Source organism: Rathayibacter caricis DSM 15933, from assembly GCF_003044275.1.
GTDB classification, from domain to species: Bacteria; Actinomycetota; Actinomycetes; order Actinomycetales; family Microbacteriaceae; genus Rathayibacter; species Rathayibacter caricis.
Genome location: NZ_PZPL01000001.1, coordinates 1468827 through 1495608 on the forward strand (window position 1 = coordinate 1468827; position 26782 = coordinate 1495608).

The window sequence follows — 26782 nt, forward strand, 5'->3', positions numbered from 1 at the left end:
ATCAGTCCGTGCTCGAGGAGCGGCGGCGGGAGCCGATCAGCAGGGCGGCGCCGCCGAGCAGGAGCGCGAGGACTCCGGCCGGGAGCAGCGACAGGTCGGCTCCGGTCGATGCGAGCCCTCCGTGCGAGCCGCCCGAGGCGCCGGGCGCCGCGGTGCGGGTCGGCTCGGGACCCGGCGCGACGGGCGCCGGAGCGGTCGCGGTCGGCTCGGGAGTCGGCTCCGCGGTCGGCCCCGGAGTCGGCTCGACGGTCGGCCCCGGCGTAGGCGTCGGCCCCGGCGTCCCCTCCTGCGCGAGCACCGGCACCGTCGACCAGTCGATGTCGCTCGCCAGGCCGTACGAGGTGTACGACGGCTGGTTGTACGCGGTGTTCTGGCGCGCGACCTCGACCCGGTACTGCGGGTCGTGCATCAGCGTCGTCAGCTTGCGATCGGTGACCTCGGTGCTCGAGTAGATCCGGATCGCGCTCGAGTCGGCGGTCGGCAGCAGCAGCTCCTCGCGCCAGTCGCCCAGCACGTCGGCGACCAGAGAAGGGTTGCCTTTCGTGCCGTTGTTCGTGACGGTCCCCTCGGCCGAGAGCAGCACCTCGCCCGCGCCGGTGACGATCGTCGGAGTGACGGGAGTCGCGTCCTGCATCGTCGTGCTCGCGACGATCTGGGTGGTCATGTCGGCCGCCCAGCGGATGCTCTGATTGGTGCCCGGCTGCGTGTCCGAGAGCGGCTCGCCGCTCGCGCTGAGCGTGCCGACGGCCCAGACCTCCTGGCCGGGCAGGGCGGGGTCGATGTCGCCGATCATGCCGCGACCGGTGTCCTTGCCGGTGTATGCGCCGAAGAGCACCTCTCCGGTGGCCGCGTCGCGCAGCGCGTAGCCGTACGGGGCGTACGCGCCGCCCTCGTGCACCGTGAAGACCTCGAGCCCGGGGCGGGCGGGATCGATGTCGGTGACGTGCATCGCGTCGCCGTGGCCGAGTCCCGCTTCGGTGCCGGGAGCCGCGCTGCCCTCGGGCAGCGTGTCGAACGACGTGTACAGCAGGCTCCCGTCGTCGTCGAGGGTCGCGGAGCCGTAGACGATCTCCTGGCGGCCGTCGCCGTCGACGTCGGCGGCGCTGAGCGAGTGGAAGCCCTGCGTGGTGAGGCGGCCCCACTCCTCGCTGGTGCCCTCGCGGCCGTGCGGGCCGTCGTTGAACGGGTTCGTCATCGGCACGTGGCCGCTGTCGGCGATCCACCGACGCGTCAGGTCGGAGCCGTCCCAGTCGTAGGCGACGACGACGGCGCGCGTGTAGTAGCCGCGGGCGAAGACGGCCGAGTGGGTCTCTCCGTCGAACGACGCGACTCCGGCGAGGAAGCGGTCGACGCGGTTGCCGGGCTCGATGCGCGACATCGCGTAGTCGCCCCAGAGCAGTCCGTCGTCGCCGCGGCCCGGCTCGTAGGCGGCGGTCTCGAGCTCGGCTCCGGTCTCGCCGTCGAACACGGTGAGGTACTCGGGGCCGGTGAGGACGAAGCCCTCGAAGGTGGTGAGGTCGTTGCGGTCGCTGCGGCTGGGCGCGTAGACGTCGATGAAGTAGTCGACGAGCTCCTCGGCGCCGGCGCGGTCGAGCGGGTACTCGTGCGTCGGAGTGGTGCCGAACGCCTCCCCGAGGGTCGCGGGCCACTGCCCGCTCGTCACCTCCTCGCGCTCGCCCCAGCCCTGGAAGACCCCGACGAGGTGCTCGCGGTAGTCGGCCGCGGACATCCGGTAGTCGTCGTCGGCGGTGACGCCGGCCGCGACGTCCTCGGGCAGCAGGGTGATCGACTCCGCCCCGGAGGCGTCGCCGCCGGGCAGCACGCGGGTGCCGGGCGCGGTCTTGGTCATGATCTCGGAGCGGCCGTCGCCGTCGAAGTCCGAGACCATGAACTGCGTGTAGTGCGCGCCCGAGCGGATGTTGACGCCCAGGTCGATGCGGTGCAGCAGTGTGCCGTCGGCCTCGTAGGTGTCGAGGTAGGTGTTCCCGGTGTACCCCTTCTGCGAGACGTCCTTCGCGTTCGACGGGTACCACTTCACGACGTACTCGTAGTCGCCGTCGCCGTCCATGTCGCCGACGCTCATGTCGTTGGCGCTGTAGGTGTACGCCTCGCCGGCCGGAGTGACTCCGTCGGCCGGCTTCTGCAGCGGCAGGGTCTCGAACGCGTCGGCCGAGGCGGTCGCGGGAGCGCTGGGCTCGCCCGGCTCGCCGTCGACGATCGGCACGACCCGGTACTCGTCGCCCGGGGCGCCGTCGGGGTCGTGCAGGTTGGTGCTGTCGGTGACGACGCCGATCCGCTCGGCGCCGCGGAGCACGGCGAAGTCGGCGCCGACCATGCCGGTCGCGGAGGAGCCGGTGACCTCGGTCGCGAGCAGTCGCCAGCTGACGAACACCCCGCCGTCCGGCGAGGCGAGGGCGACGACTCCGCGGTCGAGGTCCTCGAGCTGCTGGGTGAGCAGCGGATTCGCGGCGGGCGCGGTCAGCGGGGCGGCGGAGGAGGGGGCGGCGGCGGCGAACGAGACGCCGGCGACCAGGGCGAGGCAGAGGCCGGAGCGCAGGGCCCGGCGGGAGGAGGCGGGCCCGGTCGGAACCGGACGGCGTGGACGTAGGAACGAATTCGGCATTGAATCCCTCGGCATCGATGGAGTCCGGAAAGCAGGAATGCGTTTTCCCGGCACGCCCGCCAGCCTAGGCGACCCCTTTCACGGGGGTCAACCACGCGACTGGGAGGGATGCGCCGCGTCAGTCGTCGCCGAGCAACCGCTTCGGAGCGCGCGCCCGCCAGGCCTCGTGCAGCACCTGCTCGAGCTCCTCCGCCGACACCTGCTCCAGCCGCACGATCACGCTCGCGTGCCCGTCGTAGTGCGGAGTCGTCGTGAACGCCTCCGGGTCGCGGTGCAGCAGCGCCTCGCGCTCGGCGAGGTCGGCGCACCAGCACAGCAGCTCGCCCGGCCGCTCGAGCAGCCGGGCGAAGACGGTCCGCCCGACGGCCCAGGCGGGCGTCCCGTACGAGGTCCGCTCGTGCACCTCGGGCAGCGCCAGGGCGATCCGGCGGGCGTCGTCCTCGGTGCTCATGCCGTGCCTCCTGCGGATCAGACGCCCGTGCGGGCGCCCTCGCGCAGTCCTTCCTCCTTGGCCTCGCGCACGAGCCGCTCGATGCGGCGGCGCGAGCGGATGCGCCCGGCGAAGAGGGCGAAGAGGATCAGCGCGATGCCGAGCAGGGCCAGCAGCTGCGGCAGCGGGATCGCGGTCACGGAGGACGACTCCGAGACCGGAGCGACCTCGATCTGCTCCTCCGACGGGGTGACGACGGTCGGCGACACGGTGAACTCCACCGGCACCGAGAACAGGGGCCAGACGTCGTCGAGGACCACCGACACCGCGCGGCGGTCGCCGGGCAGCAGCTCCTGCGCGGCGGCGTCCTCGGGGATGAGCGCCGCGGAGGCGCCCTGCGCGCTGACCGTGCCGTCCAGCAGCAGGCGCACGTTGCCGGTGTTGACCACCTCGGCGTCCACCGTCACGGAGCCGGGACGCAGCGGGTTCCACGAGAGGCGGTACTCGCTCTGCACGTTCTCGACCGCGACCCCCGGAGAGACGTCGCCGGACACGCGGGTCATCACGCGGAAGCCGATGCGGCTCTCGACGCCCACGGCGGCACCGCCCGCCTCGGAGCCGACCGAGAGGACGGACGCGGCGATGCCGGCCGCGTGGTCGCCCGGCTCCGCGTCCTCCGGGACCGTCACCGTGAAGGGCACGATCGCCGTGGCACCGGGGTCGACGGTGACGCTCTCGGGAGCGTCGATCCAGGTGCCGGCCTCGACCGACTCCTCGGAGGAGGAGAGCATGTTGAAGCGGCCGGTGTCGGTGAAGTAGCCGTCGGCCGCGGTGATGCGGAAGGTCACGGGCTGCGTGCTGAGGTTGCTGACCGCGGCCTCCTCCTGCGCCTCGGCGCCGGGATCGAGATCGAGCTCGATCCACGAGCGCTTGTCGGGAGCGCCGTCTGCGGCGGGGCGCATCGCCCACGAGATCTGCCCGGCCGTGTCGTCGGCGAGCGCGGGAGGTGCCGCGGACGCGGCCACCGCGGCGACCGCGAGGGCGAGGAGGGTGCGGACGGCGGCTCTCGGCCGGCGGGAGGATCGTCGCTGATCGGTCATGAGGTGTCCAGGATGCCACGGTCGGGGAAAGGGCGACGCGGCCGAGCAGTGGCTGCTCGACCGCGTCGAAGGGTGCGGGAGGCCGGAGCCCCCCGGCGTCACTCGAAGAGCGACAGGGTGAGGGTCGACGAGTAGTCGCCGGCCTCGACCGTGGGGGCGGTCCTCAGGAAGAGGTCCGCGTTCGCGGTGAAGGGGCCGGTGGGAGCGACCTCGGCCGACTGGTTGGTGAGGGCCAGGAGCTCCTGGTCGACGAGGCCGACGGCGTCGTCACCCTCGTCGATGATCGTCTCGACGCGGTCGCCCTCGGCCACCAGACCGGTGTCGCCGCCCTCGATCACGCGAGGCTGCCAGCCGAGGTTGCCGGCGGGGATGACGTCTCCGGCGGCGTTGGTGAAGTCGGACGCGGATCCGACGACGTACCAGCCGGCCTCAGCGGGGATGTCCTCGGGGTCGCGGGTGTCGGCGACGGTCACGGTGGGCAGGGTGCCCGTGAACTGGCGGATGACGGACGTGGAGCCCTCCTCGGTCAGCTCGGTGGAGTCGCCGGCGACGGTCATCGACAGCGTGCCGCCTCCGGGCAGCTCGGTGATCTCGACGTTGACGTCGACGTCGTTGGAGTCGAGCTCGGCGGCCATCGCGGTGCCGGCGACGCCGAGGAGGAGGAAGCCGCCGGCGAGGCCGGCCACTCCGCGGGAGACGATCGTTCGGGTGTTCATTGCGGGTGTTCTCCGTTCTCCGCGGCGGCGCCGTCGCCGCCGCGGTTCTGTGTGTCGGATGGTAACCGAGGTCAGCCGCAGCTGATCGCGGAGGTGGGGGTGGTGGTGGTCGCCGTCGCGGGACGGTTCGCCACGAAGGCGGTCGAGGTCGTGGTGACCTCGCCGGCGGCGATGCTCGCCGTGCGGGCGGTGAAGGCCGCGGTCACCGTCTTGCCGGCGCCGACCTCTGCGAAGGTCTTCGACCCGGCGGCCGAGGTGACCGTCGTCTTGACCGGGAAGGAGTTCGGGTTCGTCGCGGTGACCGTGATCACCGGCTTGCCCGCGACGCAGCGGGTGCTGGTCGTGACGGTCGCGCCGACGATACCGGTCGTCCCGGCCACCGCGGCGGTCTGCGCCGTCGCCGTGGCGGGAGACCATCCGGGCTTCGTCGCCGACACCGTCACCGAGACCACCGTGCCGCGGTCGGCCGCGGTGAGGACGTACGTCGACGCGGTCGCGCCGGCGATGTCCACTCCGCCGCGCTTCCACTGGTACGCCGTGGCGGTCCAGGGGGCGGAGGCGGTCGCGGTGAGCCGGGTCCCGACCGTGGCGGTGCCGGTGATGGCGGCGCGCAGCGGGGCGGGGTCGGTGATGGTCTGGCCGGCGACGCTCTCGAGGGTCGGAACGACCTTCTGCATGAGCCCGGTCGCCGGGTCGAAGGTGACGCGGTCGATCGTGGTCTCGCGGTGCTGGCCGTCTCCACCGGGCATCGCGAACCGGTGGTACGCGATGTACCAGTCATCGGTGCCGGGGACGTTGACGATCGAGTTGTGGCCGGTCGCGAGGATCCCCAGCGACGGGTTCTTCTCGAGGAGGACGCCGCGGTAGGTCCACGGGCCGTCGACGCTCGTCGAGGTGGCGTAGCCGACTTTGTAGTTCTCGGAGCCGGTGTCGTCGATCGAGTACGTCAGGTGGTACAGCCCCTGGCGGTAGTTGACGAAGCTGCCCTCGCGGTAGTCGGTCAGTCCGCTCATCCGCTTGATGGTGCCGGCCTTGATCGAGAGCATGTCGTCGGACAGCTCGCCGTAGACGGGCGCCCCGTTGCCCCAGAAGAGGTAGCTCTTGCCGGTGGCGGGGTCGGTGAACGCGGCCGGGTCGATGGCCTGACCCGAGGTGACGGACTCGCCGTTGGTGATCATCGCGGTCGGCTGCGCCGTGAACGGACCGGCGGGGCTGTCGGCGACGGCCACTCCGATCGTCTTGCGGTCCAGCGAGGCGTTGTGGCCCGAGAAGTAGAAGTAGTACTTCCCGCCCTTCTCGATGATCGTCGGCGCCCACGCGTTGCCGGTCGCCCAGGGGACGTTCCCGTTCTGGCCGTCGAGGGTGAGGATCGGCTGCGCCGAGCGCGTCCAGTCGACGAGGTTCTTGGAGGACCAGACGTAGAACGTCTTGCCGCCCCAGCCCGGGAACCCGTCGGACGTCGCGTAGATGTAGAAGGTGTCACCGAACGCGACGATGTTCGGGTCGGCGTAGAGACCGGGGATCACCGGGCTCTTCATCTCGACGGCCTTCATCGTCCAGGTGGCGGTGGCTCCACCCGCTGCCGTGAGCGTGTACGTGACCGGCGTGCGCAGGTCCCGGACGGTGCCGGAGGCGGGGGAGGAGGTCGTGCCGGTCGCCGTGGCGAACACGGGGGCCAGCTTCGAGCGGTCGGTGCCGGGCTTCACCGCGAAGGTGACGGTCCGGGCGGTCGAGTCGACGAGCGGAGCGACCTTCAGCACGTCGGGCGTGGTGAGCGAGACTCCGGCGATCTGGTCGGCCGACCCGGAGCGGGTGAGCACCTCGCTCTCGCTCAGAGCGCGGTTCCAGAGCGCGAACTCGCGGTACTCGCCCTTGAACAGCTTGTCGCCGCCGTACAGCGAGCGGCCGAGGTAGTTGGCCGCGGTGCGTCCGCCGCCCAGGTCGGCCGGCGTCGTGGTGACTCCGGTCTTCGTGGCGACTTTCGCGCCGTTCAGGTAGATCGTCGCCGTGCCGCCCGAGAGCGTGTAGGTGAGCTTCGCCCACTGGCCGCGGGGGAGGTTCGATCCGGTCCCGGCGGTCTGCTCGGTCTGCCAGTTCCCGGAGGCGATGCTCGTGCGGTACGAGTCGCCAGTGGTGAACAGGTAGCCGTTGCCGGCGTTGTTCGACGAGTTGCCGAGTCCGTAGAGGAAGTACGGCGTGCCCTGGGTCGGGTCGATCTTGACCTCGGCCTCGACGGTGACGTCCTCGACTCCGGTCAGCACGTCGTCCGGCAGGTCGACGTGGTCGTCGGTGCCGTCGAACGCGAGGGCGCCGGACTGCCAGGTGGCGCCGCCGACGATCGTCGCGTCGCGGTCGTTGCCCGACACGTCCTCGAGCGTCGTGCCCGAGCCGTTGTCGAAGGAGTAGCGCAGGATCTCACCGGCGGCGTTCGCGGTCACCGGAGTCGGGCCGGCCGGCTCGGCGGCGCGCAGGGCGGCGAGCTCGGTGGCGGTCACCGGGAGGACCGTGCCGTGGCGCGGGCTCGCGGGGAGGTCGTAGTTCGAGGCGACCTGCCAGTTCGGCGCGTTGAGGTCGGCGGTCTTCAGCGGGATGTAGCCGCGTCCGCCGTACTCGTCGACGAAGAGGTAGTTCGTCTGGCCGTTGACATCGCCCGGGTTCGCGGCGAAGGCGGTGGGGCCCTCGACGGCGCCGGTTCCGGCGTCGCGGCCGATGCAGCTGTCGACGGTGGTCCAGCCGGTCAGCGGCGCGCGGAGCTGCGTCGACTTCTCCTGGATGATGTCGGAGCAGCCGGTGCCGCTCGCGCCCTCGTCCTTCGTGAAGCGGTGGAAGGTGCCGTTCTGCTCGATCACGGTGGAGTCGATGCGAGAGGTGTCCTGCCAGACCTGCGGAGTGGAGAACGTCGTGAAGTCGCGGGTGGTGGCGTACATCATCACGTTGTTCACGTTGCCGGTGTGGTTCGGGTCGTTCTCGGCGTAGAGCTTCGAGGCCCAGTAGACGACGTAGGCGCCGATGCCGGCGTCCCAGTGCGCCTCGGGCGCCCAGGTGTTGCCGGCGGTCTCGGGCGAGACCAGCACGTGGCGCTGCTCGGACCAGTTCACGAGGTCGTGCGACTCCCAGACCTCGAGGTAGCGGCTGCCCTGGCGCTGCGAGCGGTCCCAGTTCCCGTCGCGTCCGATGGAGAGGTCGGTGGCGATCAGGTAGAACGTGTCGCCCTCGGGGGAGCGGATGAGGAACGGGTCGCGCAGGCCCTTCTCGCCGAAGGTCGAGGTCAGCACGGGCTGACCGCCGTTGAGCTCGTCCCAGGCGAGGGCGTTGTTGCCCTTGCTCGCGGCGAGGAAGATGTTCTCGCCCTCGATGCTGTTGCCGGTGAAGTAGGCGAACGCGTAGCCCTCGAGCGGAGCGAGCTGCTTCGCGGCGCGCACCGTGGCGACGAGCTCGCGGGTGGCGGTGGCGGAGTTCTTGGTCACCGTGGCACGGAGCGTCACGGTGCGGTCGGCGGACTGGCGCGTGACGACTCCGGCGGTCGAGACGACCGCGGGGTCGCTGGAGGTCCAGCTGATCGAGGTGCCGGCGGGAGCCGCGGGGATCGTGATGTTGCCGCGGACGTCGGTGAGGTCCGGGATCGAGAGGCCGGCGGCGGCCGCGTCGACGATCTGCTGGTCGCTAGCCATCGAGAGGACTGTGGCGGTGAAGGCCTTGGTGCGGGTCTCGGAGCCGCTCGTGATCGTGGCGGTGAGCGTGACGGTCGCGTTGCCGGCCGAGGCGGCGGGCCGCGTGACGACTCCGCTGGTCGAGATCGTCTGCGGAGCGCTCGAGGCCCACGTGATCGCGGAGCCGTTGGCGCCGGTCGCGGGCAGCGCGAGATTCGCCTGGACGGCCGAGAGGTCGCCGAGCGACAGCGCGGACGCGTCGCGGGTGGCCTTCGTCGCCGCGGTCGGCTGCAGGGCGGTCACCTCGGCGGCCGTGAGCGCGTTGTCGTAGATGCGGAAGTCGCGCACGCTGCCGGCGAGCGTCTTGTCGGCGGCGTAGTTGGAGCGGCCGATGAAGTTGGAGGTGGTGACGCCGCCGCCGATCGAGGCGGGGGTCACGGTGACGTTCGTGTTCACCGCGACCTGCGCGCCATCGAGGTAGAGGCGGGCGGTGTTCGACGCGTCGTCGAGCGTGTAGGTCAGGGTCTTCCAGACGCCGCGGGGGAGCGGCGAGGTGGTCTCGGCGTTCTGCTCGCCCTGCCAGTTGCTCGGCGTGATCGTCGTGCGGTAGCGGTTGTCGGCGAGAGTGGCGAGGTAGCCGGCGCCGGAGTTGCTGGTCGCGGCCGTGCCGAGTCCGTAGACGAAGTAGTTGCCGGACTGCTCGGGCCGCACCAGCACCTCGGTGCTCACGGTGATCGAGTTCAGCCCGGCGAGGATGTTGTCGGGCAGCTTCACGGCGTCGTCGGTGCCGTCGAGGACGACGCCCGCGTCGCCGCCGGTCTTCGCACCTCCGACGAGCGTGCCGTTGCGGTTCTTCCCCGAGCTGTCGACAGCGACAGTGCCGCTGGTCTCGTTCAGCTGGTAGCGCAGCACGAGGTTCTCGGGGTTCGCGGCGGCCTGGGCCGGCATCGCGGAGAGGAGGGGGAGGGCCAACGCCGCGGCTGTCGCCAGGACGAGGGGTCGTAGGTAGGGCTTCATCGCGCTTGCTCCTGGATCGGCACCATTGCTGAGGGAGGGGGGGGCCGAGACTCTCGGCGTGTTCACGGTAACACGATGTTCACGTCAACGTGAAGGGCTCCGGCGGTATCGATCGCACTTGATCACCGGATGCTCGAACGGCACCCCCGCGCCCGGGCAGGGGCGCGGAGGTGCCGTGGCAGCGAGCGTCGGAGGGGCGCCCGCTAGGTCCTGCTGCGCGACATGACCGCGCGCTGCAGGAGGACGAAGACGAGCAGGATGCCGCCGGTGATGATCGTGGTGGCCTCCGGGGGGATACCGCCGTCGCGGGTGATCAGCACGTTCATCAGGCCCAGGACCAGGGCGCCGACGACCGAGCCGAGCACGAAGCCCACCCCGCCCGTGAGGAGCGTGCCGCCGATGACGGTCGCCGCGATCGCGTCGAGCTCCCATCCGGTGCCCGTGATGTTCTGCGCGCTGCCGAGGCGGGCCGTGTAGACCACGCCGGCCAGACCGGCGAGCGTGCCGCTGATCACGTAGATGAAGAGCTTGGTCCGGAGCACCGGGAGGCCCATCAGGGCCGCCGACTGCTCGGAGCCGCCCATCGCGTAGACCGTGCGGCCGATGCGGGTGCGGTGGAGGACGAAGAACGCTCCGGCGACCACGAGCAGGGCGATGATCACGCCGGGGCTGATCACGAAGTCGTTGACCTTCGGGCCGTCGATCAGCTTGATCGGCGTCGCGAGCGAGGTGACCGCCGAGTCCTCGGGGAGGCGCTCGGGCACCGTGCTCAGCATCGAGGCGAGGCCCCGGGCGAGGAACATCATGGCCAGCGTCGCGATGAAGGGCTGCACGTCGAAGTACTGGATGAGGATGCCCGAGATCAGGCCGAAGGCCGATCCGATGACGACCATCAGGACCATGACGAGCCAGGGGTTCCAGCCCGCGTTGATCAGCAGCACGCCGCTGACGCTGCTGAAGGCGATCACCGCGCCGACCGAGAGGTCGATGCCGCCGGTCAGGATCACGAAGGTGAGCCCGACGGCGAGGATGATCAGGTGCGCGTTGTTGACCAGGAGGTTCGACAGCGTGCTGGCCTGAAGGATCCGGCCGTAGGCCGCCTCGCCGTAGACGAGCATGCCGACGAAGATCACCAGGGCCGCCACGGTGGGCAGCTTGTCGAGGTGCTGGCTGAAGAAGGACCGGGCGCTCGTGCGCTCGGAGCTCGCTGGAGGGGCGGAGCGGGTCAGCAGGGCGCTCATGCGGGGATCGCCTCTTTCTGCGGGGCGCGACGACGCGCTTCGCGACGGTGGGAGAAGGCGGAGCGGACGCGCTCGGACTGCAGGAGGCAGAGCGCGACGATCACGATCGCCTTGAAGGCGGGCGTCGCGGAGGAGGAGACGCCGAGGAAGACCACGGTCTTGTCGAGGGTCGCGATCAGGATCGCTCCGACCGCCGCGCCGGCGATGTTGAACTTGCCGCCCGCGAGCGAGGTGCCGCCGATGACGACCGCGAGGATCGCGTCGAGCTCGAGCTGGTACCCGGTGCGGGAGGTGTCGACGGTCATGACGCTCGCGGTGGCGAAGACGCCCGCGACTCCGGCCAGCACGCCGCTGCTGATGTAGGCGGTGAGGAGGAGGCCGCGGCGGTTGATGCCCGCGAGGCGGGCGGCCTTGGCGTCCATGCCGATGGCCTCGATCATCAGACCCAGCGCGCTGCGGCGGACCAGGAGGCCGACCGCGACGACGATGGCGATGGCGAGGAGGAAGACGACCGGGAGGCCGAAGACGTAGCCGTTGGCGAGCCAGCGGAACGGCTCGTTGGTGGCGGCCGTGTTCTGGCCGCCGGTGATCACCTTCGCGAGTCCGCGGCCGGCGAGCATGACGACGAGGGTGCTGATGAAGGGCTGCAGGCCCACCACCGACACGAGCACGCCGTTGACCGCTCCGAGCACCGCGCTGACCAGCAGGGCGAGGCCGAAGGCGGCCGCGGCGGCGCCGAGGGAGTCGGGAGCGCCCTGGGCGTTCAGGAACTCCATCGAGACGGCGCCGGCGACGACCATGATCGAGCCGACCGAGAGGTCGATTCCTCCGGTCGCCACGACGAGGCACATGCCGACGGCGATCATCAGGATCGGAGCCGCGGCGCGCGCGATGTCGATCACGTTGCCGACGAGGTAGCCGGTCGTCGGGCTCATGGAGACCGAGAGGTATCCGGGGTCCTTGACCACGTTGATCAGCAGGAGGAGGACGATCGCGACCGCTCCCCAGAACCACTGCCGCCGGATCAGGCCGGTGAGGAGCGAGGTCCTCCCGGTTCGGGTGTCGCTGCTCATGATGCGGCCTCCTGCGTGGCGCCTTCGAGGACGACGACGTCCTCGTCGACGACTCCCTCTGCGGCGATGGTAGTGACGATGGACTCCGCTGTCACCGCGGGTCCGTTGAGGATCTCGGCGATGACGCGGTGGTCCTTGAGCACGATGATGCGATCGCTGAGGCGGACCACCTCGTCGAGCTCGGACGAGATGAAGATCACGGCGACGCCTTCGCCGGCGAGGGCGACGACCTTCTCCTGGATCTCGGCCTTCGCGCCGACGTCGATGCCGCGGGTGGGCTCGTCGAGGATCAGGATCTCGGGGTGCGTGGCGAGCCAGCGGCCCAGGAGGACCTTCTGCTGGTTGCCTCCGGAGAGCTTGCTGATCGGGCGGTCCGGATCGGCGGGGCGCACGTTGAGCTCGACGAGGTACTTGTCGACGATCTCGTCCTTCTCCTTCTTGGAGAGGGGGCGGGCCCAGCCGCGCTTGGCCTGCACCGCGAGGATCAGGTTCTCGCGGATGGAGAGGTCGCGGATGATGCCCTCGTCGCGGCGGTTCTCGCTCGCGAAGGCGATCTTGTGCGCGAGCCCGGCGGTGGGCGTGGGCACGTCGACCTTCTTGCCGTGCAGCGTGATCTCGCCCGTCTCGGGCTTGTCGACGCCGTAGATCAGGCGGGCCAGCTCCGTGCGGCCGGAGCCCAGGAGACCGGCGAAGCCGACGACCTCACCGCGGTGCAGCGTGATGTCGGTGGGCTCGATCGAGCCCTTCCGGCCGAGGCCCTTGGCCGAGTAGAGCGGCGCATCGCGGTAGAGGTGGTCGCTGTTCTCGCGCTCGGAGTCGAGGGAGCGCAGCGCCGCGATGTCCTTGCCGATCATCTTCGAGATGAGCGAGGTGCGGTCCAGGTCGGGAGTGAGGTACTCGCCGATGTACGTGCCGTTGCGCAGCACCGTGAGCCGGTCGCTGATCGCGTAGACCTGGTCGAGGAAGTGCGAGACGAAGAGGATCGCGACGCCCTCCGCGCGCAGCCGCCGGATGACGACGAAGAGGTTCTCGACCTCGTTCGCGTCCAGGCTCGAGGTCGGCTCGTCCAGGATCAGGACCTTCGAGTCGCTCACCGTCGAGCGGCTGATCGCGACCAGCTGCTGCATCGCGATCGAGAGCGACGAGAGCGACTGGCGGGTGTTGAGGTGGTCGAGCCCGAGCTTGGCCAGGGCGACCTTGGCCGCCGCGTGGGTGGCCTTCCAGTTGATGCCGAAGGGGCCGCGGACCTCGTAGCCGAGCATCACGTTCTCGCCGATGGAGAGGTTCGTGACCAGGTTCACCTCCTGGTACACGGTGGAGATGCCGGCCGCCTGTGCATCGGCGGTGCCGGAGAGGCGCTTGGGTGAGCCCGCGACGAGGATCTCTCCGCTGTCGATGCGGTAGACGCCGGTCAGGGCCTTGATGAGCGTGGACTTGCCGGCGCCGTTCTCGCCCATGAGCGTGTGGACCTCGCCCGGGAAGAGGCGGAAGTCGACGCCGTCGAGCGCTTTGACACCGGGGAAGCTGATCGAGATGTTCTTCATCTCGACGATCGGAGGCGAAGCTGTCATGTCGCGTCCTTCCGTTCTCGAGCGGGGCGGACCGGAGCGGTGACGCCGTGGGACGGAGACGCGGGGCCCGGAGATCGTCCGGGCCCCGCGTCGTCCGCAGGGGTGGGCGTGAGCCCTGGTGGTGCTGCCTCCCGGGAGGCGCCGACCTGCGACGCCTCCCGGTGGGTCCGATCAGACGGTTCCGACTGGACCGTTCCGACTAGAACTTGCGGTCGGGGAGGACCTCGGCGGCCACCTCGGGCGAGTCGAAGGTCTCGCTCGGGACGACGATCGAGGACTCGACGGTCTCGCCGGCGAGCGTCTTCTCGACGGCGTCGAGGGCGGTCTCGCCGAACAGCGGGTTGTACTCGGCGACGAAGCTGAGCTCACCGTCGGCGAGGGCCTGCAGAGCGTTCTTGGTGCCGTCGATCGTGGCGATCTTGACGTCGGTGCCGGGGGTGAGGCCGGCCTCCTGAACGGCCTGGACGGCTCCGAGGCCCATCTCGTCGTTCTGGGCGAAGACGAGCTGGACGTCGTTGTTGTTCGACTTCAGCACGGTCTCGAAGACGCTCTTCGCCTCTTCGGTCGACCAGTTGGCGGTCTGCGCGCCGAGCTTCGTGAACTTGGAGTCGGCTCCGATGACCTCGTCCCAGCCCTCGTTGCGCTCGTTGACGACCGAGACGCCCGCGGGGCCCTCGAGCGTGAAGTAGTTCGCTCCGTCGGGGAAGGTCGACAGCGCCCAGTCGGCGACCGAGGTGCTGACCGCGATGTTGTCGGGCGCGATGCGGGTGACGTAGAGGTCGGTGTTGTCCGGCTCGATGCCGCGGTCGATCAGGATGACCGGGATCTCGGCCTCCTGGGCGCGCTCGAGCGAGTCCTCCCAGCCGGAGCCCTCGGTGGCCGAGAGCAGGATGATGTCGACGCCCTCGTCGACGAACGAGGTGAAGGAGTCGATCTGCGACTTCTGGTCGCCGTTCGTGGCGGGGGCGTACTTGAGCTCGTAGCCGGCCTCCTCGGTGAACGTGTCCTCGATGTTGGTCTCGTTCGCCTGGCGCCACGCGCCCTCGGGGCCGACGGCCACGAATCCGATGGTGGTCAGGTCGCCCTCGCCGCCGGCGCCTGCTTCCGAGTCGCCTCCGGAGCAGCCTGCGAGGCCGAAGGCCATCGCTCCGACCGCTGCGAAACCCAGGAACTGGCCGATACGCCTCTTCGTGGACATGTGTCTCCTCCTTGAGACCGCGGGCGCGCTGAGGAGCGCCCGGGATGGGGTGGGTCCGAAGACCCGGGGAATGGGGCCCAGGGGCCCTGAGATGCGGTGATTGCAGTGCTCGTGGACACGACGGGAGCGCGTCCTGTTCCGAATGTTACCGTGAACAATCTTGGCGGTGCAATGACCGGTTTATAACGGGTCGGTGTCGTCCTCGTCGGCGTCCGGATCCGCGTCCGCGGCGATCATCTCGACGATCGTGTCGACCGTCAGCCACGGGCCGTTGCTGACCTCGCCGATCTTCTCGCGGTCCTTGAACACGACGATGCGGTCGCTGAGGCGCACCACCTCCTCGAGCTCCGAGGAGATGTAGACCACCGAGACGCCCTCCTTGGCGAGCTGCGAGACGTGCGCCTGGATCTCGACCTTCGCGGCCACGTCGATCCCGCGCGCCGGCTCGTCCAGCACGAGCAGCCGGGGGCGGGTCGCGAGCCAGCGCGCGAGCACGACCTTCTGCTGGTTGCCGCCCGAGAGGTACTTCACGGGCATGTCCGGGTCGGCCGGAGTGATGTTCAGCGCCTCGATGTACGTGGAGACCAGGTCGTCGGCCTCGGCCGCCGAGAGCGGGTGCGCCCAGCCGCGCAGCGCCTGGAGGCCCAGCACGAGGTTGTCGCGGAGGGAGAGGTCGCCGATGATCCCGTCCTCGCGGCGGTTCTCGCTCGAGTGCGCGATCCGGTTCCGCAGGCCCGAGCCCGGGTCGGTGATCTGCGCGGGCTCGCCGTCGATCAGCACGCGGCCCGAGTCGGCGCGATCCACGCCGCTCAGGAGGGAGGCCAGCTCGGTGCGCCCGGAGCCGCGCAGACCCGCGAAGCCCACGATCTCGCCGCGGTGCAGCTCCAGGTCGGTCGGGGCGACGGCTCCGCGCCGGCCGAGGCCGAACGCCCGGTAGATCGGGGGCCCGGTGGGCTGGCGGCGGTGCTCGCGGCGGTCGGAGCCGATCTGCCGCAGCGCGTCGATGTCCTTGCCGATCATCTTCGCGATCAGCTCCGCGCGGTCCATGCTCCGGGCGGGGTACTCGCCGACGGTGCCGCCGTCGCGCAGCACCGTGAGGCGGTCGCTGAGGGTCAGGACCTGCTCGAGGAAGTGCGAGACGAAGAGGATCGCGACGCCGGAGTCGCGCAGGCGCCGCAGCACGGCGAAGAGCCGGGCGACGTCGCCGAGGTCGAGGCTCGAGGTCGGCTCGTCCAGCACGAGCACGCGCGGATGATCGACCATCGCGCGGCTGATCGCGACCAGCTGGCGGATCGCCGGGGACAGCGAGCGCAGCGGCAGGCGCGGATCGAGGTCGCCCAGACCGAGCTCGCCGAGCATCTCAGCGGCGCGCTGATGGGTGCGCGACCACGAGATGCCGAAGCGTCCGCGGACCTCCTGCCCGAGCATCATGTTCTCGCCGATGCTGAGGTTGTCGGTCAGCCGCTCGTCCTGGAACACGGCCGAGATGCCGGCGGACTTGGCGTCGGCGGGCCCCGAGAAGCTGCGCTCCACGCCGTCCACGGTGATCACTCCGGCGTCGGGGCGGTGGATGCCGGTGAGCGTCTTGATCAGCGTCGACTTGCCCGCGCCGTTCTCGCCCATCAGGCCGTGGATCTCACCGGGGAACAGGCGGAAGCCGACGTCCTCGAGGGCGCGGCCCGAGGCGAACGAGACCGTGATGCCCGTCATCTCGACGACGGGGACGGCGGAGCGCTCCGTCGTCCTCGACTGAACTGCCACGTGCCGCCCTCGGTTCGTGTCGCGCGCGAGCAGATGTCTCACGCAAATGGGTGCCGCCGATGATACGCGAGCGCGGGGGCCGGGAAGGTCCCGGAAGGATCACGACCGGGGAGCGGCCGTCGACTCCCTCACGATCAGCTCCGTGGGGATCCGCGTGCGCTGCGGGATCTCCTGGCCGCGGATCCGTGCGTGGATCACCTCGGCGACGGTCGAGCCGAGCTTGTCGAAGTCCTGCTTCACCGTGGTGAGCGGCGGCAGGAAGTGCCGCGCGGTGGGCAGGTCGTCGAAGCCGATGATGCTCACGTCCTCGGGCACGCGGATGCCGCGCTCGACGAGTCCGTGGATCACTCCGAGCGCCATCTCGTCGTTGGCGACCACCATCGCGGTGAAGTCGGGCACCGAGCGCAGGCTGGTCGCGAAGTCGTAGCCGGAGTCGGGGGTCCAGTCGCCGACCACGATGGGCCGCTCGTGCATGCCCCACGCCTTCGCCCGCGCGTGGAAGGCGCGCTCGCGGGCCCGGGCGTCGAGCCAGTCGAGCGGGCCGGACATGTGGAGCACGTCGCGGTGGCCGAGCGCCGCGAGGTGGTCGACGGCCTGCGCCATGCCCGCCTGCTGGTCGACTGAGACGGTGAGGAAGGTGGGGTCCTTGTCGGACTTGACGACGAGGGTCGGCACTCCGATCTCGACGGTGCGCAGCGTCGCGACCGAGGAGGAGCGCGGGGCGATGACGCAGAGCGCGTCGATCCCGAGGCCCGTGAGGTGGTTGATCGCGTCGACCGGAGTCATGTCGTGGTCGTCGCGCAGGGCGACCGACGTGATCGAGTAGCCCTTCTCGCGGGCCGCGCGCTCGATCGCCCGCAGCGTGCTCGAGGGCCCGAACTCGGCACCGCTCTCGACCATGACGCCGATGCGGTCGGTGCGCTGCGTGACCAGGGAGCGGGCCGCGATGTTGGGCCGGTAGTTGAGCTCGTCGACCGCCTCGAGGACCCGCTGCCGGGTCGACTCCTTGATGTTGGGATGACCGCTCAGCACGCGGGACACCGTCATGTGCGAGACGCCGGCGACGGCGGCGACGTGCCGCAGATTGGGCCGGTCGGCCATGTGCACCCCCTCCGGTCCCCGGGCGTCGAGGTCGCGAACCCGCGGATCGGCACGGACTCGCCGGTCGTGGGTGGCACAAGCATAGTCAGCCGCTGTGAAGGGGACCGGAGGGGCGGACCCCCTTTCAGGGCGCGCTCTCATGGGACCGGGCCCGGCTTCAGGGGTCGGCGAGGAAGGCGCCGCGCGCCTGCAGCAGCCGGCGGAGGTGCCGGGTCACGACGAGGCGCTCCGCGATGCCGCCGAGCGGGCCGAGCGGAGCCGCGTACTCGAGACGATCGATCATGACGGAGCCGGTGCCGTCGGCCTCGAAGAGGTGCTCGTGCCGGAATCGGGCGAACGGGCCGCGGACCTGCTCGTCGACGAAGCGGTGCGGAGCGTCGAACGCGGTGATCCGGCTGGTGAGGAGGAGCGGCACGCCGAAGTGGCGGGCCCGCCACGTCACCTCCTCGCCGAGACCGATCAGGCCGGTGACGACTCCGGCCACCGCGCGCTCGTCGGCCGCGGACTGCGAGGCGGTGTGCAGGCCGATGTCCCGCGCGCGGTCGAACATCTCGGCGGGGGAGCGGGAGGAGCGGGTCGTGCACTCGATCGAGGCGGTCACGGGGTCGATCCTCGCGCAGGCAGGAGTGGAGCGGGGACCCGGTCGTCGGCGAGGGGAGTCGCGTCGCCGGCGGAGCGCGGCCTACCGCTCGCGGTGCCCGTCTGAGAGGCTCGCCCGATGACCGCCGATGCTCCCGCCCCGCCCCGGTTCGCCGATCCCCGCCGGACCGGTGCGCTGATCGGGCTGGCCGGAGCCGCGGTGTTCGTCTTCTCGTACACGTCCTCCGGCGCCGCGGCGCTGGTGGTCAGGGCGGGGGTCGTCGCGCTGATCGCGGTGACGCTCTGGTTCCTGTTCGTCCGGCCGCGCGGCCTCGGTCGCTTCGCGCCTCCGACCCGGACGGGCATCGCCGTCTACCTCGCCTGCGTCGTCGGCGAGCTGGCGCTCATCGCGGTCGGCACGCGCCTGCTGGAGGGCGCCGGTGCCGGCTCGCTGCGGCCCGCCCTCATCGCGCTGGTCGTGGGTCTGCACTTCCTGCCCTTCTCGTGGGCGTTCCACGAGCGGATGTTCGCGCTGCTGGGCGGGCTGCTGGTCGTGCTCGGCGGGATCGGGCTGCTGACGGGTGCGGCGGAGGCGATGGCGGTGGCGTCCGGAGTCGTGATGGCGGCGCTGCTGCTCGGGTACAGCCTCGGGGCGTTCGCGCGGCGCGGGTGAGGCGGTGCTCGGCGGGCTCGCTGCTCCGCTGCTCGGTTGCTCCGCTGCTCGGAGGGAAGAGGGGTGGGGCCGACCCTGGACGACCCCACCCGTGAGGACGGCGGGGGAGGAGCGGCGTACCCGAAACGCCTGCTCGACCCGGAGGCCGTCCCGCTCCCTGCGACGCGGTGTTCCGCGGTCGCCGGGTTCCGGATCGAGACGGGTCCGGGTCTCGTGACTCCGACGAGTGTGGCGCACGACGGTTCCGGTGTCCAACCGGCTCGGCGGCGGGTCGTGTCCGATCCGCCGCGAACGGCCGCACGGCCGCGCGAGGGGCGGCCGTTCTCGCCGCATGAGTCGCGCTCGTCATCGATCCGTCGAGGAGGGCCGTCGGGAAGCGTCAGAGGCGGGAGGCGAAGACGACGAGGTTGTCCTCGTAGCGGCCGATGCCCGTGTCGTAGTCGCCGGCGCAGGTGACGAGCACGACCTCGTCCTCGAGGGTGCCCCCGAAGACGGCGGTGGTGGGGAAGGCGGCCTTCGGGTGCGCCTCGGTCGCGGTCACCCGGTAGCGGTGCAGCGAGCCGTCGACTCCGGTGAGCTCGATCTCGTCGTCGACGCCGAGCTCGCCCAGGCGGAAGAAGACGGCCGGGCCCGAGCGGGAGTCGACGTGCGCGGCGATCACCGTGCGGCCGGTGCCGCCCGGACGGCCACCGCCCGAGAACCAGCCGACGTCGTCGTAGTCGACGGGCACCTCCATCGTCCCGTCCGCCGCGATCCCCAGCGGGATGAGCGCCTCGTCGAGGCCCATCGCGGGCACGGAGAGGCGCGCGGGCTCGACGCCGACGCCCAGGACGGGGGTCGGCGCGGCCGTGACCGGAGCGGGCGCCACCGGCGCCGAGTCCGTCGGGGGCGGTGTCGCCGGGGAAGACGGGGTCGGGGTGGTCGCCGTCGGAGCGGCCGCCGCCGGCTCTGTCGTCGCGCGCGGGGACGCGACCGCGGGAGGCGCCGCTCCCGCCGCCTCGGACGCGGGAGGCGCGGACGCGGCGCACCCGCTGAGGAGCAGCGCCGCGCAGAGGACCGCACCGCTCCTCAGCCGAGTGCCCACGGTCAGGACGCGGTGCGGCGGCGGGCGACGACGACTCCGAGAGCGCCGAGCGCGGCGAGCGCGCCGATGCCCGCGACTCCGATCGTCCCGGCGTCGGGGCCGGACGCGGCTGCCGTCGCGCCGCCACCGGTCTGCAGACCGCCGACCGGCACCTGCGAGAGCTGGCCGCGCACGACGCCTGCGGCGAAGGACGCGGTGTGCGCGTCACCGGCGAAGCCGGCGGGGTCGGCCTCGAGCGCCTTCAGCGAGAAGCCGGCGCCGGTGTCGGCGCCGTTCGCCTGCACGCCCGTCGTGAACGGGCCCTGCAGGCAGCCCGAGCTGGTGCGCGGTCCGTCGCCCACCGGCGAGGGGTTCGGGAACGCGATCCGCGGGGGGCCGGACTTCCCGAGCGCGGCCTGGTGGATGTGCGTCGCGGTCTTGGCCGGGCTCTGGTATTCGCCGGTGACGCCGGTCAGGGTGATGTCGTAGCAGATGATCTCGAGGTCGCTGTTGACCCGGAAGGTCATCTCGCCGGCGGCTCCCGCCTCGCCGGGGGTCGCCACGGAGTCGGCGTTGACGACCTGGTCGGGCGTGGCCATGACGGTGAACGCGCTGGTGAAGCTCGACGGCGCGGCCACCTCCGTCTCGGCGTGGGCGGGCGCGGCGGCGAGGAGCGAGGCGGCGGTGACGGCGGTGATGCCGCCCAGGGCGAGCAGGCGGTTCCGGGTGGCGGACGTCTTCGTCATGGTGGAGCCTTTCGTTCGCGGGCGACCGGGTGGGCCCGATGCAGGGGTGTACGGACGCGGCGTGCTCCGCGTTCATCCGGTTCTGAGAAGTTCTTCATAGACTCGGGATCCGCCTCCGGATGAACGGAGCGTCCCGCGCGGACGTACTCCTCTCGACGGGCCGATCGGCCCACGATCGGGGAGGTGCCGATGACGGCGACGGCGATGCGACGACGGGAGGAGCCCGCGGTGACGAGGCTCCCTCGCGACCCCGCCCCGGTCGCTCCGCTGCATCCCGGGGCCGGCTTCGACCTCGCAGCCGCGTACGACGAGCACGGCGGTGCCCTGCTCGGCTTCGCGGTGAACGCGCTGCGCGACCGCCAGCTCGCGGAGGACTGCGTGCAGGAGACGTTCCTCCGCGCGTGGCGGTCGCGCGCAGGCTACTCCGCCGAGCGGGCGAGCCTGCGCACGTGGCTGTTCGCGATCGCCCGCAACGTCGTGATCGACGTGCACCGATCGCTGCAGCGCCTGCCCCGCCTCGTCGAGGCGGAGGTCCTCGAGGAGGTCCCGGGCGACGAGCGCGACCCCCTCGAACCGCTCGCGATGGCGGAGGCGCTCGCGCGGCTCACGGAGCAGCACCGCGCCGTCGTGGTCGCGATCCATCTCCGCGGCGAGAGCTACTCCGATCTCTCGCAGGCCACCGGCGTGCCGATCGCGACGCTGCGCACCCGCGCTTTCTACGCTCTCCGAGCACTCCGCACCCACCTCGCGGAGGCCGACCCCACCGACCAGGAGCGACCATGACAGGCACCGAGCACCCCGGCGGACGCCGCGAGGAGCTGATCGCCGCGGCCCTGGCCGGCGAGCTCTCGGCCGAGGAGGCGGTCGAGTTCGACCGTCTGCGCTCCGAGGATCCGACCGTCGACCGCGAGCTGGCGGCGTTCGGCGTCGTCGTCGACCGCCTCGGGGCTCTCGGCGGGTGGGAGGAGGGCGAGGGGTCGGCCGCGCTCCGCTCGCGTGTGCTGCGCATCGAGGAGGAGGAGGCCCCCGCGCGGCCCCGGCGCGGTCGCCTCGCGCTCGCTGTCGGAGCCGTCGCGGCGTCGGTCGCCGTCGGCGCGCTCGGCGCGACGCTGCTCCAGGGCGCGGGCGAGCGGCCCGTCGCCGGACCACCGGGGACCCTCGGCGCCGTCGAGACGATCGCCTTCGAGGAGTCGACGGCGGTCGACGTCCAGGGCTCCGTGATCGCGCACACCTGGGGGACCGAGACGGTGCTGCGCGCGAGCGGCTTCGCGGTGGGCGAGAGCTACGACCTGGTGCTGGTCACGGAGTCGGGGGAGCGGCTGCCGTCGGGCTCGTTCCTGGGCAGTGCGGTCGAGATCGACTGCGAGATGAACGCGGCGGTGCCGCGCGAGTCGGTCGCCGCCGTCGAGATCGTCGCGGCCGGCGGCGACGTCGTGGCCAGCGCGGAGCTGCCCGTCGTCGAGAGCTGATCCGCCCGGACGAGTGCGCGTCGAGTTGCCCGCAAAGGTCCGTTCTTCTGGGCGAGAACGAGCCTTCTCGGGCAACTCGCGAGGGCGGGACGCTCATCGGGGGCTCAGAGGATTCCGAAAGGGTCGGGAGAAGCGGGCTGCCTACGGTCGTCCCATGATGACCACGGACCCCACCCCGCGCCCGCGACGATCGAGACTCCTGCTGGGGACGAGCATGCTCCTCGTGAGCGGGCTCCTCCTGGCCGGCTGCGCGACGCAGAGCGCGAGCGACTCCTCCTCCTCCTCCTCCTCTTCTTCCTCTGCTTCCACCGCGGCCGCTACCACCGTGGCCGACTCGGCGACGCAGGTCACGAGCTCGACCGCCACGACCACCGCCGAGACGATCGCGGACACGACCGCCGCGGTCGAGGCGTTCCTCGCGACGCTCTCGGACGAGCAGCGTGAAGCGGTCACGTACGACTACGACGACGAGACGAAGACCACGTCGTGGTCGAACTTCCCCGTCACGTTCGTCGAGCGAGCGGGTCTGAACCTCGCCGACCTCACTCCGGAGCAGCAGGTCGCCGCCCTCCAGGTGATGGAGGCGCTGCTCAGCGACGAGGCGTTCGCGACGGTCGCGAGCATCATCGCGGGCGATCAGTACCTCGTCGAGAACAGCAGCACCACGGAGGACTCGCTCGGGCAGTACTACCTCGCGCTCTTCGGCGACGCCTCCGACACGAGCGCCTACGAGGTGCAGTTCGGCGGCCACCACCTCGGCATCAACGCCACCCTCGACGGCGCGGCCGACGCGATCACCTTCGCCCCGACGCACCTCGGCGTGCAGCCCGCCGACTGGATCGCCGCCGACGGCACCGAGGTGCAGGCCTTCGACGGGATCTACACCGACGCCTTCGCGTTCGTCGACTCGCTGACCGCCGAGCAGCAGGCGACACTCACCGCCGGCGACGTCACCATGTGCGCCCCCGGCGACACCTGCGAGTTCACGACCGGATCGGGCCTCACCGGCGCCGACCTCACCGACGAGCAGCGCGAGCTGCTGCTCGACCTGATCGCGAACTGGTCGGGCATGGCCGACGAGCAGAGCGCCGCGGCCACCCGCGCCGAGATCGAGGCGACCCTCGACACCACTGTGATCGCCTGGTCCGGAGAGACGACGTACGACATGAGCACGGGCGACGGCATCAGCTTCTCGATCTCCGGCCCGAACGTCTACGTCGGGTTCCAGGCGCAGAACGGCTCCGCCGGCGCGGACGTCGACGGGGTGAGCACCTCGGGCTGGGGCCACGTGCACACGATCTACCGCGACCCGACGGACGACTACGCGGGCAGCGTCGAGCAGCAGGCGGCGACCGGGATGGGCGGCGGGGGCGGCGGCACTCCGCCGTCCGCCTGACCGCGCGCCCCGGATCCGGTCGCGCGGACATCCGGATGCTCACCCCCAGCTCGCCGCGGCCCTCGCGTAGGGTCCCCTGGTGACCAGCACCCGAGCAGCCCGAGCCTGGCGAGCGGCGACGGCCGCGCCGCGCCTCCTCCTCGCCGCGAAGACCGCGCTCGCGGTCGGGATCGCCTGGACCCTCGCGCCGCACGTGCCCGGCGTCGCGGAGGAGTACCCCTACTACGCGCCGCTCGGCGCGCTGGTGAGCATGTACCCGACCCTGATGGGCTCGGCGCGCACGGGCCTCCAGACGCTCGCCGGGCTCGCAGCGGGGATCGCGCTCGCGACTCTCGTCGTCGTGACGGTCGGGCCGACGTGGTGGACGATCCCGATCATCGTCGGGCTCGGCGTGCTCGTCTCGGGCACCGGATGGTTCGGGGCGGGCAAGGAGTACGTGCCGATGGCGGCGCTGTTCGTGCTGATCATCGGAGGAGCGGACGCCGAGGACTACTCGCTCGGCTACCTCGTGCAGATGGCGGTCGGAGTGGTCGTGGGACTCCTCGTGAATCTGATCGTGGTGCCGGGGCTGACCAGCGAGGCGGCGGCGGCCCGGGTCGACGAGTTCCAGGAGCGTCTGGCGGGCGTGCTGCGCGACACGGCCGCCGCGCTCGACGAGCCGTGGCCGCCCGAGCACGACTCGTGGGCGAGCACCGGAGAGGAGCTCGCGGCGACCTCGGAGGACGTGCGGCGCACGCTGGTCGAGGCCGACGAGAGCCGCAAGGGCAACCCGCGGGCGCTGCTCCACCGCCGCGACTCCCGCTCCGATCACGACCGGCTGGCCGTGCTCGACACGGTCCTCTTCCACGTGCGCGACGCGACGAGCGCCCTCGCCGACACCCTGTGGGACCGGCCGGGGGCGCTGCGCTTCGACGAGGAGCTGCGCCGCCCGCTCGGCGACGCGCTGCGGACGGTGGCCGCCGCTGTCGACCGCCACGGCGCGGGGACGGCCGAGGCGCACCGGCTGCTCGCCGAGGCGACCCGCTCGGTGCGCCTGCTGGTGCAGGCGGTGGACGAGCGGGCGGTGGCGGCGGGCAGCGCACTCGGGCCGGGAGTGCTCGTCGCGCTGCACCTGCGCCGGATCGTGGTGCTGCTGGCGCACGGCGCGGGGGAGCGGGACTAGCGCGAGCCGGTCAGCGCGAGCAGACTGCTCAGCCCCTCCTGGCTGCCCGGCCAGTGCCGTCGGATCGCCTCCGGCCCTGCGCGGCGGATCGCGAAGCGCAGGACGAGGGCGACGACGAGGACGTCGTCCGCGACTCCGAGCACGGGGATCACGTCCGGGATCAGGTCGATCGGGAGCAGGAGGTAGCCGAGCAGGCCGACCAGCGACCAGCGGACGGTGCGCGGCACCGTCCGGTCGGCGAGGAGGGCGCGGAGGAGCCGGACGACGTCCGGGATCAGGCGCAGCGCCTCCCGCCAGTCGATGGCGCGGCCCCTCCGCCGCTGCTCGCGCCAGAGCACGAGGACGAGCGCGCACCAGACGAGCACGGCGCCGCCGAGCACGGCGAGGGCGAGCGCCCACCAGCCGTCGGCGGTCATCGGGAGACGGGTGCGGGGCGGGTCACTCCGTCACCGTAGCGAGCCGACGGGCGCGAGCGCGGCTCCGAAGCGGTAGGGGAAGTGTGCGATCTGCAGGTACTTCGCACAGGAATGCGGTTCCCGCCGCGGCACGAGGGCGGAGGGGCGCCGGATCCCCTGCAGATCGTGCATGCGCCCACCCGCAGAGGGTCCGATGGGGGCGAGCGCTACTCCGCGTCGCCGTCGAGCCGGTCGCGGACCGAGGTCTGCACGTCGACGCGCTCCTTCCGCACCGAGTCCGAGACGGTGCGCATCTCGATGATCCGGTCGACGAGCACGCTGACCCGCTCGACGGGCACGACGCGGGTCGTCGGCACGAGCTCCTCGGCGTGCAGCACGAAGGTGATCGGGGCGGGAGGCTCGGCATCGATCGCGGGCCCGGCGCCGTCGATCGGCTCGCGCTCGATGACCAGCTCCTCGCGGCGCAGCGGCACGGTGACGGTGCGCTCCTCCGTCACGACGACGCGGCGGATCCGCACCCTCTCGGTGGCGGTGCGCACGGTCGTCGCCGAGAGGCGCTCCTCCGAGCGGATCACCGTGACGGCGTCGTCGGACGGGTGGTCGGCCGGGGGTCGGCTGTCGGGCACGGGGTTCCTCACGGGCTGCGGAGTGGGAGGGGTGCCGGCGGCGGGTGGGGTCCCGCCGCCGGCGACGGGGATCAGAGTCCGTCGCGGTCGCGGCGCGGGGTGACTCCGTCGTCGTCGACCTCGATCTCCTCGTGGCGGACGTCCTCGGTGACCTGCTGCTGCTCGGTGACCGTCTCCGTGCCGAGCGAGACGCGCTCGACGGGGACCGTCTCCTTCGCGGCGACGACGCGGTCCTCGGTCAGCACGACCTCGTGCTCCTCCTCGCTGAGCTCGGGGCCGGAGGTGGCGGCGCCGACGTTCGCGTCGGTGATGGGCTCGCGGACCACGCGGACCTCGTCGTGCGAGACGGGGACGGTGACGCTCTCCTGCTCGGTCACGATGTGCTTGCGCAGGCGGGCGCGGCCGGTCGTGACCTGCTCGGTGCCGACGTGCAGCTGCTCCTCGGAGCGGGTCATGGCGTCGTCGGTGGTCGGGCCGGAGGTGTCGCGGCCGACGTTCGTGTCGACTCCGGTGGTGCCGGTGCCGGTCGCGTCGGTGGTGCCGAGCCCGTTCGTGCCGGTGCCGGTCGTCGTGTCGGCGTAGCCCGCCGAGCCGTCCACGCCGTCCGAGACGGAGGCGGCGCCGGAGAGGTTGTAGTAGCGGTACAGCTCGGCCTCCTCGTCCTCGGTGAGGGAGCCGTCGGCGTCGACGTTCGGGGCGTCCTTCACGAAGGACTTGTCGTACGGGACGGTGAGGCGGTCGCCGTCGAAGGAGGCGCCCTCGAGGGGGACGAAGGTCTCCTTGGTGCCGAAGAGGCCGGTGCGCACGGTCGCCCAGACGGGGTTCCCGGTGTCGTCGGCGAGATAGACCTGCTCGACCGAGCCGATCTTGTCGCCGTCCGATCCGTAGACGGTCGAGCCGTAGATGCTGTCGATAGCGGTGGTGTCGATCATGGGACTTCCTTGCTTCTCGAGTTCCGGTGGGGCGGAGGAAGGACGGCCCGAGTCGACGCCGTCCTCGATGCCGACGGTAGGCACAATGGCCGCGGAGCGAAGGCCCGTTGACAGTCCCCTCGGGCGGGGGAGTATGCTCCCGCGCCTCTTCGAGAAGATCGCGAGGCTCGGGGCGCAAGGCGAAGACGAACGAGGAGCCTGTGACCGGACTCCTCGTTCGTCCTTGACCGACTCGACGT

Annotated in this window: 22 protein-coding genes; 5 read left to right on the plus strand and 17 right to left on the minus strand. The window is 71.6% G+C overall.

Translation table 11 applies throughout. The features are described 5' to 3' along the window. Position 1: 1 nt before the first annotated feature. The 12 genes from C1I63_RS06765 to C1I63_RS06820 all read right to left on the minus strand — a co-directional run bounded on the left by C1I63_RS06765 (position 2) and on the right by C1I63_RS06820 (position 18082). Positions 2 to 2623 carry a rhamnogalacturonan lyase gene (locus C1I63_RS06765; protein ID WP_211315584.1) on the minus strand — a complete coding sequence of 874 codons (2622 nt, stop codon included), beginning with the start codon at positions 2621 to 2623 and terminating at the stop codon, positions 2 to 4. Positions 2624 to 2741: 118 nt separating this feature from the next. Further along, entirely contained in the window at positions 2742 to 3074 is a 333-nt protein-coding gene (locus C1I63_RS06770) for an MmcQ/YjbR family DNA-binding protein (RefSeq protein ID WP_055785599.1), read from the minus strand. A 17-nt stretch (positions 3075 to 3091) separates the two neighbouring features. Then, positions 3092 to 4153 (minus strand): WxL protein peptidoglycan domain-containing protein, encoded by a 1062-nt coding sequence (locus tag C1I63_RS06775; RefSeq protein WP_107574265.1) that lies wholly within the window; start codon positions 4151 to 4153, stop codon positions 3092 to 3094. A gap of 98 nt (positions 4154 to 4251) precedes the next feature. Beyond that, positions 4252 to 4869, minus strand: coding sequence for a hypothetical protein (locus C1I63_RS06780; RefSeq protein ID WP_107574266.1), 618 nt, complete (start codon positions 4867 to 4869; stop codon positions 4252 to 4254). Between the two features lie 71 nt (positions 4870 to 4940). Beyond that, a complete protein-coding gene (locus tag C1I63_RS06785; RefSeq protein WP_107574267.1) occupies positions 4941 to 9536 on the minus strand; it encodes a family 43 glycosylhydrolase in 4596 nt (1531 codons plus the stop codon). A 203-nt stretch (positions 9537 to 9739) separates the two neighbouring features. Continuing rightward, on the minus strand, positions 9740 to 10777 hold the full coding sequence (locus C1I63_RS06790; protein WP_055785612.1) for an ABC transporter permease subunit: 1038 nt from the start codon (positions 10775 to 10777) through the stop codon (positions 9740 to 9742). After that, positions 10774 to 11850 (minus strand): ABC transporter permease, encoded by a 1077-nt coding sequence (locus C1I63_RS06795; RefSeq protein ID WP_055785615.1) that lies wholly within the window; start codon positions 11848 to 11850, stop codon positions 10774 to 10776. The genes C1I63_RS06790 and C1I63_RS06795 overlap by 4 nt, the downstream gene beginning before the upstream one ends. Further along, positions 11847 to 13421, minus strand: a complete 1575-nt coding sequence (locus tag C1I63_RS06800) for a sugar ABC transporter ATP-binding protein (protein WP_055785620.1) — start codon at positions 13419 to 13421, stop codon at positions 11847 to 11849. Before C1I63_RS06800 ends, C1I63_RS06795 begins: the two co-directional genes overlap by 4 nt. A 199-nt stretch (positions 13422 to 13620) precedes the next feature. Continuing rightward, positions 13621 to 14619 carry an ABC transporter substrate-binding protein gene (locus C1I63_RS06805; protein ID WP_170116336.1) on the minus strand — a complete coding sequence of 333 codons (999 nt, stop codon included), beginning with the start codon at positions 14617 to 14619 and terminating at the stop codon, positions 13621 to 13623. A gap of 180 nt (positions 14620 to 14799) precedes the next feature. Continuing rightward, positions 14800 to 16329, minus strand: a complete 1530-nt coding sequence (locus C1I63_RS06810; RefSeq protein ID WP_107575762.1) for a sugar ABC transporter ATP-binding protein — start codon at positions 16327 to 16329, stop codon at positions 14800 to 14802. A 150-nt stretch (positions 16330 to 16479) separates the two neighbouring features. Next, on the minus strand, positions 16480 to 17481 hold the full coding sequence (locus C1I63_RS06815) for a LacI family DNA-binding transcriptional regulator (RefSeq protein WP_055785626.1): 1002 nt from the start codon (positions 17479 to 17481) through the stop codon (positions 16480 to 16482). A gap of 157 nt (positions 17482 to 17638) precedes the next feature. Further along, positions 17639 to 18082: an SRPBCC family protein gene (locus C1I63_RS06820; protein ID WP_244906998.1), complete on the minus strand. Its 444-nt coding sequence runs from the start codon at positions 18080 to 18082 to the stop codon at positions 17639 to 17641. 117 nt (positions 18083 to 18199) lie between these two features. On the opposite strand from C1I63_RS06820, the gene C1I63_RS06825 reads away from it, so the two are divergent. Further along, positions 18200 to 18733, plus strand: a complete 534-nt coding sequence (locus C1I63_RS06825) for a DUF7010 family protein (protein ID WP_107574268.1) — start codon at positions 18200 to 18202, stop codon at positions 18731 to 18733. Positions 18734 to 19112: 379 nt separating this feature from the next. Here C1I63_RS06825 and C1I63_RS06830 read toward each other — a convergent pair whose 3' ends face one another. Together C1I63_RS06830 and C1I63_RS06835 are read right to left on the minus strand one after the other, a co-directional pair. Beyond that, positions 19113 to 19601 carry a class F sortase gene (locus C1I63_RS06830; RefSeq protein ID WP_243591415.1) on the minus strand — a complete coding sequence of 163 codons (489 nt, stop codon included), beginning with the start codon at positions 19599 to 19601 and terminating at the stop codon, positions 19113 to 19115. 218 nt (positions 19602 to 19819) lie between these two features. After that, complete coding sequence (locus C1I63_RS06835; RefSeq protein WP_107574269.1) at positions 19820 to 20542, minus strand: CHRD domain-containing protein; 723 nt, start codon at positions 20540 to 20542, stop codon at positions 19820 to 19822. 228 nt (positions 20543 to 20770) lie between these two features. Between C1I63_RS06835 and C1I63_RS06840 the strand changes: the two genes are divergently transcribed. From C1I63_RS06840 to C1I63_RS06855, 4 genes are all read left to right on the plus strand, one after another. Then, a complete protein-coding gene (locus C1I63_RS06840) occupies positions 20771 to 21325 on the plus strand; it encodes a sigma-70 family RNA polymerase sigma factor (RefSeq protein ID WP_243591414.1) in 555 nt (184 codons plus the stop codon). Then, entirely contained in the window at positions 21322 to 22011 is a 690-nt protein-coding gene (locus C1I63_RS06845) for a hypothetical protein (protein WP_107574270.1), read from the plus strand. The genes C1I63_RS06840 and C1I63_RS06845 overlap by 4 nt, the downstream gene beginning before the upstream one ends. 154 nt (positions 22012 to 22165) lie before the next feature. Next, entirely contained in the window at positions 22166 to 23407 is a 1242-nt protein-coding gene (locus C1I63_RS06850; protein ID WP_211315585.1) for a DUF3500 domain-containing protein, read from the plus strand. Between the two features lie 79 nt (positions 23408 to 23486). Further along, positions 23487 to 24569: an aromatic acid exporter family protein gene (locus tag C1I63_RS06855; protein ID WP_243591412.1), complete on the plus strand. Its 1083-nt coding sequence runs from the start codon at positions 23487 to 23489 to the stop codon at positions 24567 to 24569. Here the strand turns inward: C1I63_RS06855 and C1I63_RS06860 are convergent. The 3 genes from C1I63_RS06860 to C1I63_RS06870 all read right to left on the minus strand — a co-directional run bounded on the left by C1I63_RS06860 (position 24566) and on the right by C1I63_RS06870 (position 26543). Beyond that, positions 24566 to 24985 (minus strand): YkvA family protein, encoded by a 420-nt coding sequence (locus C1I63_RS06860; RefSeq protein ID WP_107574272.1) that lies wholly within the window; start codon positions 24983 to 24985, stop codon positions 24566 to 24568. The two genes, C1I63_RS06855 and C1I63_RS06860, sit on opposite strands and share 4 nt — an antisense overlap. A gap of 206 nt (positions 24986 to 25191) precedes the next feature. Beyond that, positions 25192 to 25611 carry a YsnF/AvaK domain-containing protein gene (locus tag C1I63_RS06865; protein WP_170116337.1) on the minus strand — a complete coding sequence of 140 codons (420 nt, stop codon included), beginning with the start codon at positions 25609 to 25611 and terminating at the stop codon, positions 25192 to 25194. Between the two features lie 71 nt (positions 25612 to 25682). Beyond that, entirely contained in the window at positions 25683 to 26543 is an 861-nt protein-coding gene (locus C1I63_RS06870) for a DUF2382 domain-containing protein (RefSeq protein WP_107574273.1), read from the minus strand. Positions 26544 to 26782: the final 239 nt, after the last annotated feature.